This window comes from Arthrobacter terricola, from assembly GCF_004354015.1.
GTDB classification, from domain to species: domain Bacteria; phylum Actinomycetota; class Actinomycetes; order Actinomycetales; family Micrococcaceae; genus Arthrobacter; species Arthrobacter terricola.
This window is the reverse complement of sequence record NZ_SMRU01000005.1, coordinates 153,648-168,000: the sequence shown is the minus strand read 5'-3', so window position 1 is coordinate 168,000 and position 14,353 is coordinate 153,648. Positions and strand designations below refer to the sequence as shown.

Genomic DNA, 14,353 nt, shown 5'->3' with positions numbered 1-14,353 from the left:
TTGGCTTCCTATGCCTGGGTGGTGCGGGTGCGGTGGTAAGCGGCGCCGGGGTGGTCGGAGGCCAACCGTGCTTGTCCGGCGCCGAAGAGGCTTTCGCGGAGGGTGTCGCCGTCGTACGCGGTGCGCATGACGCCGCGGGCCTGGAGTTCGGGGACCACGTAGGCCGCGAAGTCCTCGATGTCGCGGAACTTGACCGCGTGGGAGATGTTGAAGCCGTCGGCGCCGGTTTCCTCGATCCACGAGACCAGTTCGTCGGCCACGGTCTTAGGGCTGCCGACGATCACGGGGGAGGTGCCGCCGATGCCGTTGTATTCGGCGATGTCGCGGGGTGTCCAGCGCTTTTCGGGATCGATCTTGGTGAAGAAGTCCACCATGGTCTGTCCGGCGTTGGTCTTGACGTCCTCGAAGGGCTGGTCGGGGTCGAACTGGGCCATGTCCAGGCCGGTCCAGCCGCTGTACCGGGCCATCGCGCCGTCGTAGTCGACGTACTTGAGGTAGTCCTCGTACTTCGCTTGGGCTTCCTCGTCCGTGGGGGCGCTGATGACGGTGACCATCTGCAGGACGGTGATGTGGGACGGGTCGCGGTCGAACTCGACGGCCTTGGCGCGGAGGGCATCGATCTGCTTCTTGAGGCCCGCCTTGGTTGCGGCGTTCATGAAGACGGCCTCGGCGGTCTTCGCTGCAAGCGCGACGCCGCGCGGAGAACCGCCGGCCTGGAAGATCACCGGGCTGCGCTGCGGCGACGGTTCGCAGATGAAGATTCCGGGCACCGTGAAGTGCTTGCCCTCGTGGCCGATTTCGTGGACGCGGCTCGGGTCCACATAGGTGCCGGACGCCTTGTCGCGAACGACGGCGTCGTCATCCCAGGAGCCTTCCCACAGCTTGAGTACCACGTCCAGGAACTCTTCGGCGATTTCGTAGCGGTCATCGTGCGCCGTCTGCGTGCCGGTACCCAGGTTGCGGGCCGCGCTGTCCGAATAGGACGTGACAACGTTCCAGCCGATGCGGCCGCCGGTGACGTGGTCGAGCGTCGCGAACTTCCTGGCGAGCGTGTACGGGTGGTCGTAGGCGGTTGAGGACGTCACGCCAAAGCCCAGGTGCCGCGTTGCGGCGGCCAGGGCGGGGACCAGGAAGGCGGGGTCGTTGGCCGGCAGCTGCGCGGCGTCGCGAAGGGCGGCGTCAACAGTGCCGTTGTACTTGTCGTGGTAGCCGTTGTTGTCGGCGAAGAACATGCCGTCAAAGCCGGCCCGTTCCAGCATCTGCGCGTACTCGATCCAGCGGTGCACGTTGGTGTACTCGGTACCACCGTCCTTTTCGTGCCGCCACAGCCCGGCCGAAAGGTGCGCCGGTCCGTTGAAGTCAAAGGCAAACACCTTTATTTGCTTTGTCATGCTCGTTTTCCTTACTGAAAGCGCGAAGGCTGGATGAAGGCCTGAATTTGAATGCCTTCGTGTCCACTAGATGAACATACTATTTATCTGTTGAACACCAAGGTAGAGTGGTGCGAGACACATCGTCAAGTCCTCGACCGGCCCCAGGCTTGGCTTGGACCAAGCCGGAAGGCGTCCCCGCATGGCGCTGGAAAGGAAAAGAAACATGAAGATTCCCGGTGAAACCAGCAGGCCAAGCCCCCTCACTTCACCCGTGCTCGACCTCAACGAACGTGGCCGCCGGGGCGTCTGGATCGACCTCCCGGATCCGGCGTCCATCGAGCTCATTTGCGTAGAAGGTCCGGACTGGGTGGGCATCGATGGCCAGCACGGAAAACCCGACTTCCCGGACTTGCTCGCATTGATCGACGCCGCCAACGTCTTCGGCGTCCCGGCCATCGTCCGCGCCCAGGGTCACGACGTCGGCGGGGCCGGGCGAGTGATCGACGCCGGTGCCCAGGGCATCATTTTTCCCACCGTCGAGGACGGCGAGACGGCGTCCAAACTCGTTTCGGCGTGCAGGTTCCCGCCGCGTGGCGGGCGCAGCTACGGCCCGGTCCGGCGTTCGCCGCGCTACGCGAAGCCCACTCCGGGCGTTCCCGCGGACGACCCTTTGGCCATCCTCATGGTGGAGACCCGCGCGGGCTACGAAAACCTTGACGCGATTCTGACAGCCGATCCCGACGGCATCTTCGTGGGCCCTTACGACCTGTCGCTCAGCCTCGGCGTAGACTTCGACACCCTCGTCTCAGCCGACCCCGACGGCATCCTGCGCGACATTGCGCGCCGCTGCGCGGAAGCGGGTGTTCCCGTGGGCATCTACACGGGGTCCATCGCGCTCTCCCAAGCCCCGATCAGTTGGGGGTACAGCTTCATGCCGATCGCCTCCGACTACTCCCTGATCTCGACCGCCACGCGGAGCGTCCTCGCCGAGGCGGCGCTCTCCGAGCCCGCGGCGACACGCCGCGTTTCGAGTCATGCGACGTAAAGCGGCGATTGTGTGCTTGGGCTGACTGATAAACTGGGTCAACCGGTTGACCAGGCTATTCCGCCTTGAGGTTACCGACCAATCCGAGCACGTTTTTTATGGAGAAGTATGGAAAGCACGAACATCATGGCCCTTCTCTTGGTTGGCCAAGGGGACACGGCCAGGAGTGCGCTTCCGCACGCTCCAAGGGTGGTCGAGGAGCGGGCTCCCCGTTCCGCGGCCTGGGCGGCTTTCAAGGGAAAGCTCGCCAGCTTATTGCACCGCCTCGCGTGGGCGATTGAACCGGACGTGCGCGACACCGTCTAAATACACGAAGCTCCAGTAAGGGCGTGGGAACCATCGGCGGGGTGATCGTCAGCTTCTTCACCACCGATCCCATTGGCCTGTTGATCCTCAGCGCCGTCATCAACGGCATTGCCGCGGCGCCGTTCCTGATAGTCATCATGTTGATTGCCCGGGACAAGGACATCATGGGCAAGTACCGCAATGGCAAACTTGCCTCCACGATCGGATGGTTCACCACCGCCGTCATGATGGTGGCCGGCGTCATCGGAATCTGGACCACCGTCACGGGCACGGGCTAGGGCGTCACCCGGTCGGCGGCCCGGCGAGCCGGTGGGCCGTTTCCAGCATTGCTGCGTGCACGAACGCCTGGGGAAAGTTCCCACGGAGCTGGCGCTGGCCGACGTCGAACTCTTCCGTGAACAACCCCGGCGAGCCGCACGCCGCGCGGTTACGCTCGAAAAGCCTGAAGGCGTCCACGATGTTGCCCTCCTGGTGTTCGGTCAGCGCAAGGTTGAAACCGCACAGCAGGAAGGCGCCTTCCGCTTCGGCCAGTTGCCCGGGACCGTGCCTGAACCGGTAGACGTACCCGTCCTGGAGGAGTTCCTTCCGTACCGCTGCGGCCGTGGCGAGCGAGCGGGGGTCCCGCACGGGAAGGGCGCCGCGGATGGCGGGAAGCAGCAAGGCGGCATCGACCCTATGGTCCGACGCCGACCTCTGCCATCGTCCGCTCGGATGCACGGACGTCGCCGAGGCGTCTGCCAGGATCCTGTCGGCCAAGGACTCCCAGCGTCCGGACTGGATGGCAGGGGTGTGCCGGGCAATCGCCTTGAGGCCGGCAACACACATGAGCCGGGAATGGGTCCACAGGTCATCCTTGAGCTCCCACATGCCGGCGTCCGGCAAGGTCCACTTCGCTTCGATCGCCCGCACGGCGACTTCGACGTCGGGCCAGTCCGCCTTGTCGAGGCGGTCGCGGTCGGCTGCTGCCGAGAACAGCAACAGCGCTTCACCGAAGATGTCCAACTGGAATTGTCCGTTGACCCAATTGCCAACGGTGTCAGTTCCGCCCGGATAACCGGCAAAATCGAGGCGTTCCTCGTCCGGCACCTGTCCGCCGGTGACAGTGTATGCGGGCTGGAGTTCGGGGCCGTCGGCCAGCAAGCGCCCCCCGACGAAACGGACTGAACTGTCCAGGAGGTCCGTCGCTCCGCTGGCGTCCGCGGCCAGGCCGGCAAAGCACTGGTCCCTGATCCAGGCGTAGCGGTAGTCGTAGTTTTGTTTTCCCGCTTCGCGTTCCGGCAGCCCCATGGTGGCGGCGGCAACCATGGCCCCGGTGGAACTCGTCAACCCGCGCAGGACGGCGTGGGCGAGACGGGCATCCTCCGGGGCGACCGAACCGTTCATCCGAGGGGCGGACGCCGCCCAGGCGTCTGCGGTATCGGCCCAGAGGAGGGCGGAATCCGGAAGCCGTGCCGGCAACGCCTTGCTGGAAAGTTCGAACACCAAGTGGTGCTCATCCCCGGGAAGCAAGTCGATGTCCTGCCGCAGCATGTCGTCCATCACATGAGCCCTCCCCAGCCCGCTGAGTCGGGCCGACAAGCCGCCACCCACTCCGGACCACGTACCGTCGTCGTTCCTTGAAAGATCCAGGTTGTCCCGGCCGAAACCGGGCTTGGCCTGGAACAGGATGCGGACGGGCGCCGTTCCGGAAATGACCCGGATAGTGCGCAGCAGCACCGCCGTCGATGGGTCGCCCGGCATCGCCAGGGCTTCGCGGCACTCGACGATTCCCTCGGTGGTGACCCAGCGGCTGTTCCAGATGAGCGTTCCGTCGTCGTAATGGCCTTCCCAGACGTATCGCGGATTGATCGGCGTGACGGCGAACGCGCCGGGTCCGTCGATGAGCGAGGAGAACACAGCAGGATCGTGCCATTGCGGCGCGCACATCCAGATGACATCGCCGCGCGGCCCGATCACCGCGCCCCGCTCGCCGTCGCCGAGCAAGGCGTAGTCGCGCAGGACGTGGGCCGGGAAGAGTACGTCGATGCCGGATAAGTCTGCAGTCACGTGGGCCCCACCCGGTATTTTTCGACGTCGGGCTCCTTGAGCGTGAGTCCGTTGCCGGGCCGGTCGTCGAATGGCCGGACGCTGCCCCCGTGCGGATCGAGGGTGCCGTCGAAGAACATTTGCTCGATCCGCACGTGGTCGTGGAACCATTCGAGATGGCGGAAATTCGGTGTGCTGGCGGCTGCGGCAACCGAGAGGCCCGGGGCGCAGTGCCCCGAGACCTCCAGGCCGTGGGCCGCGGCGACTGCCGCCACGCGGATCCACCCTGTGATCCCTCCGCAGCGGCTCACATCCACCTGTAGGCAATCGACCGCGCCGGCCGCGCACATCCGCTGGAAATAAAACAAGTCCGTGCCGTATTCGCCCGCGGTGACGTCGGCAGTGATCGCGTGGCGGACTTGGCGGAGCCCGTCCAGGTGGTCGCTGGACACAGGTTCCTCGAACCAAGCGAGGTCCTGGCCGGCCGCCGCTTCGGCGAGCCGGATCGCTTGCTTGGCCGTGTAGGCGCCGTTGGCGTCGACAAAGAGCTGTGCGCTGCTCCCTATCGTTTCCCTCGCCTGGCCGATCCGTTCGAGGTCCCGTGTGGTGTTGGTGCCGCGGTCCTGGCCGATCTTGATCTTCACCCGCGGTATCTGCTGCTCACCGGCCCAGTGTTCCAGTTGGCTGCGCAACCGGGACTCGTCGTAGGTGGTGAAGCCGCCGCTCCCGTACACATCCACTTCCTTCCGGACCGCGCCGAGGAGGCGGTGCAGCGGGAGGTTGAGGACACGCGCCTTGAGGTCCCACAGGGCGCAGTCGACGGCGGAAATCGCGTACGCGACGAGCCCCGTACGCGAGGCGTTGCGCACTTTTTGCGCCATGGATTGCGCCGCTGCGGGCACGTCGAAGACTTCGAGCCCGGAAACGGCGGGCTCCAGGACGTCCTTCACGATCCCCGCACACGCTGCGGGCGCGTAGGTCCAGCCGATTCCCATCCACTCACCGGCGGTCGCTTGCACGAGGATCATGGTGGTGCTGTCCCAGGCGAATGTGCCGTCACCTTCCGGTGAGCTGGCGGGAACCGTGAATGCCGAGACCCGGAGGGAATCGATCCCCAGGCTTGTTTCATCTGCGGCCACTAGTCGTCACCGTGGGGAAGGAACTCCTGGGCTTTGACCTTGACCCCGGCCTTGACGAAGCCGGCGGCGCGGTCGTCTCCCTTCAGGACGGCCTTCGCGCCGTTGAGCGCTTGCTCGAACGTCGCGTGCGGCGGGATCGGCGGAATGTCCGGATCCGTGCGAACGTCCAGGACTGTCGGCCTGCCTGCTGCCAACGCCTTCTCCCACGCGGGGCCGAGTTCGTCGGGGCTGGCCACGCTGATGCCCTGCAGGCCCAAGCTCGAAGCGAAAGCCGCGTAGTCGACGTCGGGCAATGCTTGTGACTCGAGGAAAGCGGGAACGCCGCCCATCGCGCGCATCTCCCACGTCACCTGGTTCAGGTCGTCATTGTGCAAGATCGCGACGATGAGCCTCGAATCGCTCCATTCGTGCCAGTACCGCTGGATGGTGATGAGTTCGGCCATGCCGTTCATTTGCATGGCACCGTCACCCGCGAAGGCGATGACGGGCCGGTCCGGGTGCGCGAACTTCGCCCCGATCGCATAAGGCACCCCGGGTCCCATGGTTGCCAGGTTTCCGGAGAGGGAGCCGCGGACATTGCCGTGGAACTTCAATTGCCGCGCGTACCAGTTGGCGGATGATCCGGAGTCCGCCGTGATGATCGCGTCCTCCGGCAGCCGGTCGGAGAGTTCGCTGAACAGCCGCATCGGGTTGATGGGCTTTGCCTCCACCATTGCCTCGGCGCGCATAGTGCTCCACCAGCGCGTGACGTTGCTTTCGATGCCCTCGCGCCAGGACCGGTCCTCTTTCCGCTCGAGGTGCGGCATCAGGGCGCGCAACGCCGTGGCGGCATCGGCCACGATGTTGAACTCGTAGGGGTACCTTAAGCCGATCATGCGCGGATCGACGTCGATCTGGACCCCGCGGGCCTTGCCCGCTTCGGGCATGAACTGCGTGTAGGGGAAGCTCGAACCGATCGTCAACAGGGTGTCGCAATCGCGCATCAACTCGTAGCTGGGCCGGGTACCGAGCAAGCCGATCGAGCCCGTGACGTAAGGCAAGTCGTCGGGCAGCGAGTCCTTGCCGAGCAAGGCCTTGGCGACGCCCGCTCCCAGAAGGTTGGCCACCTCTCGGACTTCGGCTGCCGCATTTCGGGCGCCGTGGCCGATGAGCATGGCGACTTTGCTGCCGCTGTTGAGGACTTCGGCCGCGCCCCGGATCGCTGCGTCGTCCGCTTGAATAGCAGGCCAGTTGATGCCGAGGCTCGACGGAACCATCTTGAACGCGTGGGTGGGTGGCGTGTACTCCAACTCCTGGACGTCGGACGGGATGATGATGGCCGTCGGGGCGCTCTCCGCTATGGCGACGCGGATGGCCCGGTCCAGGACGTTGGGCAATTGTTCGGGAACGGTCACCATCTGGACGTAGTCGGATGCCACGTCCTTGTAGAGGCTCAGCAAGTCGACTTCCTGCTGGTACGCCCCGCCCATGGCGCTGCGAGCAGTCTGACCCACGATCGCTACGACCGGGACGTGGTCCAGTTTCGCGTCGTAGAGACCGTTAAGGAGGTGGATCGCGCCCGGACCGGACGTCGCCATGCAGACGCCGAGCTTGCCGGAGAACTTGGCGTAGCCCACAGCCTGGAAGGCACTCATCTCCTCGTGGCGGGCCTGGATGAATTTCGGTTCGTTGTCCGCTTTTCCGAAGGCGGCGAGGATCCCGTTGATGCCGTCGCCAGGGAATGCAAAGATTTTCTCCACATCCCATTCGCGAAGCCGGGCGAGCAAATAGTCAGCGACTGTTTGTGATGCCATAGTCAATCATTCCTTCCTGGGATGAATCATTTGGCGAGTCGTTCAGCTGCGCGTGCCGCCACCGCCATGATGGTCAGCGCCGGGTTCGCGCTGCCTTGCGTCGGCAGGACGCTGCCGTCAGTGATGTACAGGTTCGGGACGGCGAAGGTGCGGCATGACCCATCCACCACGCCGTGCTTTTCGTCGGTGGCCATCCGGGCCCCGCCCACCAAGTGGGCGTAGCGCTTGATGGTGATGACTTCGTCCGCGCCGGCGGCTTTCAGGATCTTCTCCATCACGGACTGGGCGGCTTCGAGCAGCTGGCGGTCGTTGTCGCACTGGCTGTAGCTGAACCTGGCAACGGGTATCCCGTGCCGGTCCTTTTCTTCCGCGAGCGTCACGCGGTTTCCTTCCAAGGGAAGGAATTCGCACAGCGCACCGAGGCACGCCCAGTGCGCGTAGTCGCTCATGTACCGGCGGAAGTCGGCACCCCAATACCCTTGGGCGGCCACGTGTTCGGCCCATGTAATAGGCAAGGGCGAAACGGTCTGGACGGAGAAACCGCGCTTGTACGGTTTGCTTGGGTCCGTTTCGTAGAACTCCTCGGTGCTGACTTCCGGCGGCGGGGCCTTCCACATGCGCACTTCGGCGTCGAAACGGCCCGCCGTCTGCGGCGCGCCTTGCACCATGAGGTACCGGCCCACTTGGTCGAAATCGTTGCACATTCCGTCCGGGAAACGGGCCGACGTCGAGTTCAGCAGCAACCGCGGCGTCTCGATCGAATACCCGGCAATGGCCACAATCCGCGCCCGCTGGAACCGTTCGCGGCCTCCCTGGACGTAGTGGACGCCGGTGGCCCTGCCGGTCTGTTCGTCGAAGTCGATGCGCGTGACCATCGAGTCCGCCCGGATTTCCGCGCCGTGCGCCAGCGCGTCCGGAACATGGGTGATGAGGGGCGAGGCTTTCGCATTGACCTTGCAGCCTTGGAGGCAGAATCCCCGGTAGATGCAGTGCGGCCTGTTTCCGAAGCGGCCATTGGAGATGGCCACGGGTCCTACCTTGGCCTGAATTCCGCACGCGTAGGCGCCGCGCAGGAAGAGTTCGCCGTTGCCCGAGACCGGATGGGGCCGGTGCGGATAGCTGTGCGGGTCACCCCAGGGCCACGTGTCCCCGGCAACCGGGAGTTCTTCTTCGATCGCCTCGTAGTAGGGCTTCAGGTCCTCGTATTCGATGGGCCAGTCCGCGCCGACGCCGTCCGCCGTGAAAGTACGGAAATCGCTGGGGTGGAAGCGCGGCGTGTATCCAGCGTAGTGCACCATGGAACCGCCCACCCCGCGCCCGGAGTTGTTAGACCCCAGCGGCACGGGGTTGTCGCCCGCGATCACCCGCGGCTCGTTCCAATACAGATGGTGCGAACCGGCCTCGTCGCTCACCCAGTCCTGTTCCGGATCCCAGAATGGGCCGGCGTCGAAACCCACGGCCCGCCAGCCGGCGCGCGCAAGGCGTTGGAGCACCGTTGACCCGCCCGCGCCACAGCCGACGACGGCGATATCCACCTCGTCCGCGTCGTCGAACCGTCGCATCCGCTCACGCAACTTGTGGTTGCCCCCGGGACCCGGCGGAAGCAGCCAAGCGGATTCGTTCCGGCTCCGGACCCCGCTCATGCGTTCTTCCGATCCGTTTGGGACAAAGCCGCCGGGCCAGCCTCCAAGGGATCCTCGCCCGGGCTCGCATCCGCTACTTCGAAGGACTCCCGGCGATCGATCCCGAGGTTCTTATACCCGCGTGGGTAGGCCGGACCGCCGAAGCCGATCTCGTCCCACGCCCACGGATGCGAATAGAACGCGGTGGCTGCGTACCGCGTCCATAAGCCCCACACGCGGCTGGCCCGCATGCCTTGCCACGTGCTGTTCCCGAGGTCCTGGATGGACTGCAGCAGGGCGGCCTGCTCTGATTCCGGGCATTCCGCGAAGGGTTGGAAATAGAGCTCCTCCGCCGAATGATCCAGCGCGGCCAGCGTTTTCCGCCACGCCTCGCCGTCTTCAGGCAGGTCCTCGTAGCGCCAGCCGTCCGTCTGTTTTTCCGCCAGGCGCGAGTCGACAAAATTGACAACGGGCACCCGGGGCTCGGCGTGCTGGCCGAGCAGTTGGTCAAGGAGTGCCGCCGCCCCCGCTTCCTCCTGCGGGGTGAAGAAGCGGATTTCCGGAGGAGGCCCGATCCGGCCCAACACAACGCCCGCCGTGGCCTGATCCCAGGAATGGGCCTGCGCAAGGGTGCTGAACCCTGGGTAGCGCCCGCCGCCGTCGTTCTTGTCCAAAGGGAGCATGCTCATCGCTCGCGCCTCAGCACGGAAGCAAGCAATCCCATGCCGCCCACCAGCGTGACCAGCAGCGGCGCCAGGAGGGGCGGTCCCATTTCGATGTTGTAGCGCAGGTTATTCAACCCGCCGGGTTTCTGGATGATGCCACGGACATGCAAATAGGTTCCCTGCAGGCCGTTCGCCACAATGGCGGCACTTGCGAGCGGCAGCGCTGTCTTCGCCATCTTTCGGCTGAAGACGCCTGCGACGCCGGCGGCAGCCCCTACGGGACCGAGCGCCACCGGCACCCACATCCATTTGTTGCCGAAGCTGGCTTTGTCATGTTCGAAGTAGATTTCGGCCGCCGTCACCAAGGCGCCGACCGCCGTCAGCCCGGAAAGCGAGCGTTCGAACCGTCCCGTCTTGACGTTGCGCACCCAGTAATCAACGAGGTGGACGGCTTCGCTTTCGTGTTTCACGGTATGCCTCCTCAATTCGGCGAAATATGTGCGATCGGAGAAGTATTGCTGCTCCGCAAATAACCGGGTGATACTTGGGGAGTGGAGAAAACAGCGAGCGATGCCCAAGTGGATGCGGTCCTTCGGGCCGGGAACGTCTTGCTGCGGGTCGTGGCGCAGTCCGTGGTCGAGGTGGAGGACATTGTGACGAGCCCCCAATTGCGGGTGCTGGTCCTCATTGCCAGCCATGGGCCGCAGAGCTCCGGGGCCATCGCCGCCGAGTTGGGAGTGCACCCCTCGAACGCCACCCGGACGTGCGACCGCTTGGTTAACAGCGGGCTGATTGTCCGGAAGGACGTGCCCGCGGACCGCCGGTACGTGGCCCTCGCCTTGACGTCGAAAGGTGCTTCCTTGGTAAACGGCGTGCTCGAGCACCGCCGAAATGCCATCGCCTCCGTGATCGAGCGGATGCCCGAGGATTTGCGCCGTGCGGTGGCGGAGGGCATGGACGCCTTTGCCGCGGCCGACGGCGGTGGAGGAGCCGAGGACGGCCGGTTCACGGTAGACCTTGAAAGCTAGCGGTTTTGAACTCGGCAGCGGCAAAGAGCAAGGCGACCGACGCGCTCGCCATCGCGGGAGCCCGCCGTCGACCGTTCACGGCCGCAAGCAGCACCATGCTCGCGGCGTGAAGCAGGTCCACGCTGCCGCCCGTGCGCGAACTGATGACAGCACGGTTGGTGAGGATCGCCTGGAGCATGTGGCGGGTACCCAGGGTGCGGATCGCTGCACGCGTCCGGCGGTCCGGAGACTCGTGGAACAAACACGCGAACGTCCCGTCCGCCGCAAGTAGCTCCCAAAGGCCCCAGGCCATCCGGAACGCTTCGATTGCGTCCCGGCTGCGGGCTGCTGCCCTCGCGTTTTTCACCGGCTCGCGTTTCGTGAGAGTGCGACGGCGGCAATCGCCGCCGCGAAAAGGCTCGCCACTGCGGTTCCTACCGCGCCGGGATGGTGCGAGGCGCGCTGCTGGATGCTCTGCTTTGCTGACCGGCGATCAAAGATGCCGTGCGTCCCGAAGTCCTTGCCGGCGTCGGCGGGCTCCCACAAGTTGACGGGCTGGTCCGGCTTGCGGGGTTCCTGTGTCTGCTGCGACTTGAACCCGGTTTTCGCCAGGTACCTGTCCAGGAGCCCTGGCACGACGGCGTTGGCGATGAGCGTGGCCACGGTGCTGCCGCCTACCCAGTACTCGCGGCGACGGGGGTGGTCGGCTGCATACATGACTGCCCTCGCCGCGACCTCCGGTTGGTAGATCGGCGGCACGGGTTGGGCCTGGTGGGGGAGCCGTGAGAGGACCCAGGAGAACTGTGGTGTATTGACTGCCGGCATTTGGACCATGGTGGTGTGGATGCCGCTGGAACTGTGCAGCAATTCGCACCGCAGTGATTCGTTGAATCCCTGGATTGCGTGCTTGGCGCCGCAATACGCGCTCTGCAAGGGAATGCCGCGGTAAGCGAGGGCGGAGCCCACTTGCACAATGACACCGCGGTTGCGTGGGCGCATGCGCTTCAAAGCCGCCATGGTCGCGTAGACATAGCCGAGGTAGCTGACTTCGGTGACGCGCTTGAATTCCTCGGGAGCGATCTCGGAAAACGGGGCAAAGACCGAAGTGAAGGCGACGTTGACCCAAACGTCGATCGGGCCAAGCTCGCTTTCGATCCGTGCGGCAGCGGCATCAACGGAGTCGGCGTCGGCAACATCCACGCTGAGGGTCCACGCCCGGCCTCCTGCTGCCTCGACCTCGCGGGCGGCTCCGGCCAGGCCCGCCTCGCCGCGGGCGAGCAGGGCAACGGTGGCGCCTTGGCGGGCGAATTCGATGGCTGTGGCCCGCCCGATTCCGCCGCTGGATCCAGTGACGACGATGATGTGCCCGGTTCTGTCCATGGGTGGTGACTCCTTGACATGCCAGCAGTTTCGTCAGCATCCCGGCCTGTCAGCCGGCAGCTGAACCTGGTCCCAATAGACTTTCAATCTATCGGGATCCATTGCGCATACGCAATGGTATGTATGCTTAGAAAATACTGGACAGCGTCATGGCAATCGCTGGTGGGGGCGAAGAGTGCTAAGTATACTTACCTTATCGGCCTGAGGCATTACTCGTCTGGGGCGCCGCGCCAAGGCCGGAACTTTCCTGCATGCAGGAAAGTGCAAAGGAGGCGGCGTGACATGGGACTCAAGGAAATCTGGGCCCGGCTTGATTCGGAAATCAAGGAATGGCTGGTCCACAACTCGGGATGCGTGTCGGTGCCTTCCCGCATCGCCGGCAGGATGGCCGCGGATGCGGAGGGGCACGTCGAATGGGATGCCCATGGCGGAATCGTCCTGACCCCCGGGGACCGCGCATTCCTGCGGGACCGCGCAGAGGCAGCCGGAACCATCCATTGTTCGCGGACCATGAGCGAACTGGGCCGGCGGTTCTTCAACTCGGAAGGCTCTTAGCCCGCTTAGCTTGCCGCCCGCTTAGTTCGCCAGGAGCGACTTCCGCGCCTCGGCGCCGTCCCAGCCGCTGAAGCTGCGGAGTTCGTCCCAGCACCCCTCTGTGTGGACGATGTAGTCGCGGGCCGCCGGACCAGTCATTCTGAGTCCGATGTAGGACTTGTGATGGTTGTGCCGGACGCCGTGGAAGCCCAGGAGCTTGAGGGCCCGGCCAAGCGAGGCCTCTGAATCGAGCGTCAAATGGTTCAGCCGGCACCAGCTGATGTACAGGCCATACAGTGACTCGAAGTCCAAACCGTCTTCGGTGTCGTCGTCAAAGACGAGGCACTCGCGGAAGAACAGGGTGAAATCGTCAATTGTCATGGCAGGCTCCAGCGGAATGACCTAGGCCGCCGGTCTGCATCAGCGAGGACTGTTTCTACTATACGCGGGCAATAGTTGCTTGGGGGAGGGCGAGCTATTCGCCGTGTTCCTGGTGTTCGGCTTCTTCGGCTTCTTCGGCTTCCTTGAGTTGTTCGTCGAGTTTCCGCTCGGCGTCCACCCTCCTGCGCGCGATGTCGCGGGTGCAAGCGCGCGGCTAGATGGTAAGTACACTTATCTTCGGGGGATCCGACGCAGAGGCGGGAGGTTGTTCGTGAGTAACTGGCTATGGATGTTTGTTCTGCTTGTGCCGTCATTGGCGTTCGTTGTGTACCTGGTAGTGGTCAATATCCGTTTCGCGCGCAGGCGGAAGGCGGATGAACGCTTGCCGTAGGGCGTGGAGCTAGGCGGGGCCTTTCGAGCCCTTCCGGCGGAGCTGTGAATGTTTTCGGACTGCGAAGTGGCATTGTGCAGGCCGAAAACCGTGACTATGTCATTGTCCTTCGCCTCTATCTCTAGCCGCATCATGTCCCCTTCCCGTTCGTAATTGCGCACCTCGAATGCGTCGCCGCCGATCTCGATGATGTCGCCGGTACGGATTTTCTTCAGGGGTGTCATAAGGGTGGATGTGGCCATAGGGAAATGATAAGTGAGCTTACTAATTCTTGGAAGGCTGACACTCTTGCGCGACCACTATTTAGCGTTACTATGTACTGGTAGTCAATAACACTGAGTAGTGACAGGAGGAACTCCGTGGGCAAGCAAATGACGGAGATGCTCAAAGGCACTTTGGAAGGCATCGTTCTCGCCATCCTGGCCGCGCGGTCGGCTTATGGGTACGAGATCACGGCGCGGCTGCGGGATGAAGGATTCTCCGATATCGCCGAAGGAACCGTGTATGCCCTCCTGGTGAGGATCGAGCAAAAAGGTTTTGTCGACGTCGAAAAGGTCCCGTCCGAGAAGGGGCCGCCGCGCAAGGTCTATACCCTCAACGCCCAAGGGCGGGAATTTCTCGAAGAGTTCTGGACAACGTGGAGCTTCCTCGCCGATCGGATCGGCCAGCTCCGTGAAGATGGAGGCAAGTGA

The 14,353-nt window shown here is 64.3% G+C and carries 17 protein-coding genes; 6 read left to right on the top strand and 11 right to left on the bottom strand.

Annotated features, from left to right (window positions below; translation table 11 throughout):
• Window positions 1-8: 8 nt before the first annotated feature.
• Window positions 9-1,391, bottom strand: coding sequence for an LLM class flavin-dependent oxidoreductase (locus tag E1809_RS05960; RefSeq protein ID WP_133203297.1), 1,383 nt, complete (start codon window positions 1,389-1,391; stop codon window positions 9-11).
• 205 nt (window positions 1,392-1,596) lie between these two features.
• Here E1809_RS05960 and E1809_RS05955 point away from each other — a divergent pair, with 205 nt between their 5' ends.
• The 3 genes from E1809_RS05955 (at window position 1,597) to E1809_RS05945 (ending at window position 3,002) form a co-directional block, all read left to right on the top strand.
• Window positions 1,597-2,418 (top strand): HpcH/HpaI aldolase family protein, encoded by an 822-nt coding sequence (locus E1809_RS05955; RefSeq protein WP_165962219.1) that lies wholly within the window; start codon window positions 1,597-1,599, stop codon window positions 2,416-2,418.
• Between the two features lie 108 nt (window positions 2,419-2,526).
• A complete protein-coding gene (locus tag E1809_RS05950; RefSeq protein WP_133203295.1) occupies window positions 2,527-2,724 on the top strand; it encodes a hypothetical protein in 198 nt (65 codons plus the stop codon).
• A 23-nt stretch (window positions 2,725-2,747) separates the two neighbouring features.
• Window positions 2,748-3,002: a divalent metal cation transporter gene (locus E1809_RS05945; RefSeq protein WP_133203294.1), complete on the top strand. Its 255-nt coding sequence runs from the start codon at window positions 2,748-2,750 to the stop codon at window positions 3,000-3,002.
• 4 nt (window positions 3,003-3,006) lie between these two features.
• On the opposite strand, the gene E1809_RS05940 is transcribed toward E1809_RS05945, so the two are convergent.
• Genes E1809_RS05940 through E1809_RS05915 form a run of 6 tightly spaced genes read right to left on the bottom strand, consistent with a single transcriptional unit; the run spans window position 3,007 to window position 10,438 of the window.
• On the bottom strand, window positions 3,007-4,770 hold the full coding sequence (locus E1809_RS05940) for a glycoside hydrolase family 15 protein (RefSeq protein ID WP_205754108.1): 1,764 nt from the start codon (window positions 4,768-4,770) through the stop codon (window positions 3,007-3,009).
• On the bottom strand, window positions 4,767-5,888 hold the full coding sequence (locus tag E1809_RS05935; RefSeq protein WP_235835468.1) for an enolase C-terminal domain-like protein: 1,122 nt from the start codon (window positions 5,886-5,888) through the stop codon (window positions 4,767-4,769). Before E1809_RS05935 ends, E1809_RS05940 begins: the two co-directional genes overlap by 4 nt.
• Window positions 5,888-7,681 carry a thiamine pyrophosphate-requiring protein gene (locus E1809_RS05930; protein WP_133203293.1) on the bottom strand — a complete coding sequence of 598 codons (1,794 nt, stop codon included), beginning with the start codon at window positions 7,679-7,681 and terminating at the stop codon, window positions 5,888-5,890. Before E1809_RS05930 ends, E1809_RS05935 begins: the two co-directional genes overlap by 1 nt.
• A 26-nt stretch (window positions 7,682-7,707) precedes the next feature.
• Window positions 7,708-9,324 (bottom strand): GMC family oxidoreductase, encoded by a 1,617-nt coding sequence (locus tag E1809_RS05925; RefSeq protein WP_133203292.1) that lies wholly within the window; start codon window positions 9,322-9,324, stop codon window positions 7,708-7,710.
• Window positions 9,321-9,992, bottom strand: coding sequence for a gluconate 2-dehydrogenase subunit 3 family protein (locus E1809_RS05920; RefSeq protein ID WP_133203291.1), 672 nt, complete (start codon window positions 9,990-9,992; stop codon window positions 9,321-9,323). The genes E1809_RS05925 and E1809_RS05920 overlap by 4 nt, the downstream gene beginning before the upstream one ends.
• Entirely contained in the window at window positions 9,989-10,438 is a 450-nt protein-coding gene (locus E1809_RS05915; protein WP_165962218.1) for a hypothetical protein, read from the bottom strand. The genes E1809_RS05920 and E1809_RS05915 overlap by 4 nt, the downstream gene beginning before the upstream one ends.
• Before the next feature lie 81 nt (window positions 10,439-10,519).
• Here E1809_RS05915 and E1809_RS05910 point away from each other — a divergent pair, with 81 nt between their 5' ends.
• Window positions 10,520-10,996 carry a MarR family winged helix-turn-helix transcriptional regulator gene (locus E1809_RS05910; protein ID WP_133203290.1) on the top strand — a complete coding sequence of 159 codons (477 nt, stop codon included), beginning with the start codon at window positions 10,520-10,522 and terminating at the stop codon, window positions 10,994-10,996.
• Here E1809_RS05910 and E1809_RS05905 read toward each other — a convergent pair.
• Both E1809_RS05905 and E1809_RS05900 read right to left on the bottom strand, forming a co-directional pair.
• Window positions 10,974-11,342 carry a hypothetical protein gene (locus E1809_RS05905; RefSeq protein ID WP_133203289.1) on the bottom strand — a complete coding sequence of 123 codons (369 nt, stop codon included), beginning with the start codon at window positions 11,340-11,342 and terminating at the stop codon, window positions 10,974-10,976. The two genes, E1809_RS05910 and E1809_RS05905, sit on opposite strands and share 23 nt — an antisense overlap.
• Window positions 11,339-12,355 carry an SDR family oxidoreductase gene (locus tag E1809_RS05900; RefSeq protein WP_133203288.1) on the bottom strand — a complete coding sequence of 339 codons (1,017 nt, stop codon included), beginning with the start codon at window positions 12,353-12,355 and terminating at the stop codon, window positions 11,339-11,341. The genes E1809_RS05905 and E1809_RS05900 overlap by 4 nt, the downstream gene beginning before the upstream one ends.
• A 282-nt stretch (window positions 12,356-12,637) precedes the next feature.
• On the opposite strand from E1809_RS05900, the gene E1809_RS05895 reads away from it, so the two are divergent.
• Complete coding sequence (locus E1809_RS05895) at window positions 12,638-12,910, top strand: hypothetical protein (RefSeq protein ID WP_133203287.1); 273 nt, start codon at window positions 12,638-12,640, stop codon at window positions 12,908-12,910.
• 21 nt (window positions 12,911-12,931) lie between these two features.
• Here E1809_RS05895 and E1809_RS05890 read toward each other — a convergent pair whose 3' ends face one another.
• Together E1809_RS05890 and E1809_RS27030 are read right to left on the bottom strand one after the other, a co-directional pair.
• Window positions 12,932-13,270, bottom strand: coding sequence for a hypothetical protein (locus tag E1809_RS05890; protein WP_133203286.1), 339 nt, complete (start codon window positions 13,268-13,270; stop codon window positions 12,932-12,934).
• A 231-nt stretch (window positions 13,271-13,501) separates the two neighbouring features.
• The gene (locus tag E1809_RS27030; protein WP_133203285.1) at window positions 13,502-13,903 is read right to left on the bottom strand and encodes a hypothetical protein; all 402 of its coding nucleotides are present in this window, start codon (window positions 13,901-13,903) and stop codon (window positions 13,502-13,504) included.
• Between the two features lie 117 nt (window positions 13,904-14,020).
• Here E1809_RS27030 and E1809_RS05880 point away from each other — a divergent pair, with 117 nt between their 5' ends.
• Window positions 14,021-14,353 (top strand): PadR family transcriptional regulator, encoded by a 333-nt coding sequence (locus E1809_RS05880; protein WP_133203284.1) that lies wholly within the window; start codon window positions 14,021-14,023, stop codon window positions 14,351-14,353.

Bases quoted from the DNA above. Each gene is read 5' to 3' on its own strand.
- E1809_RS05960 (WP_133203297.1), bottom strand. From the start codon at position 1,391: ATGACAAAGCAAATAAAGGTGTTTGCCTTTGACTTCAACGGACCGGCG.
- E1809_RS05925 (WP_133203292.1), bottom strand. From the start codon at position 9,324: ATGAGCGGGGTCCGGAGCCGGAACGAATCCGCTTGGCTGCTTCCGCCG.
- E1809_RS05920 (WP_133203291.1), bottom strand. From the start codon at position 9,992: ATGAGCATGCTCCCTTTGGACAAGAACGACGGCGGCGGGCGCTACCCA.
- E1809_RS05955 (WP_165962219.1), top strand. From the start codon at position 1,597: ATGAAGATTCCCGGTGAAACCAGCAGGCCAAGCCCCCTCACTTCACCC.
- E1809_RS05890 (WP_133203286.1), bottom strand. From the start codon at position 13,270: ATGACAATTGACGATTTCACCCTGTTCTTCCGCGAGTGCCTCGTCTTT.
- E1809_RS05895 (WP_133203287.1), top strand. From the start codon at position 12,638: ATGGGACTCAAGGAAATCTGGGCCCGGCTTGATTCGGAAATCAAGGAA.
- E1809_RS05930 (WP_133203293.1), bottom strand. From the start codon at position 7,681: ATGGCATCACAAACAGTCGCTGACTATTTGCTCGCCCGGCTTCGCGAA.
- E1809_RS05900 (WP_133203288.1), bottom strand. From the start codon at position 12,355: ATGGACAGAACCGGGCACATCATCGTCGTCACTGGATCCAGCGGCGGA.
- E1809_RS05950 (WP_133203295.1), top strand. From the start codon at position 2,527: ATGGAAAGCACGAACATCATGGCCCTTCTCTTGGTTGGCCAAGGGGAC.
- E1809_RS27030 (WP_133203285.1), bottom strand. From the start codon at position 13,903: ATGGCCACATCCACCCTTATGACACCCCTGAAGAAAATCCGTACCGGC.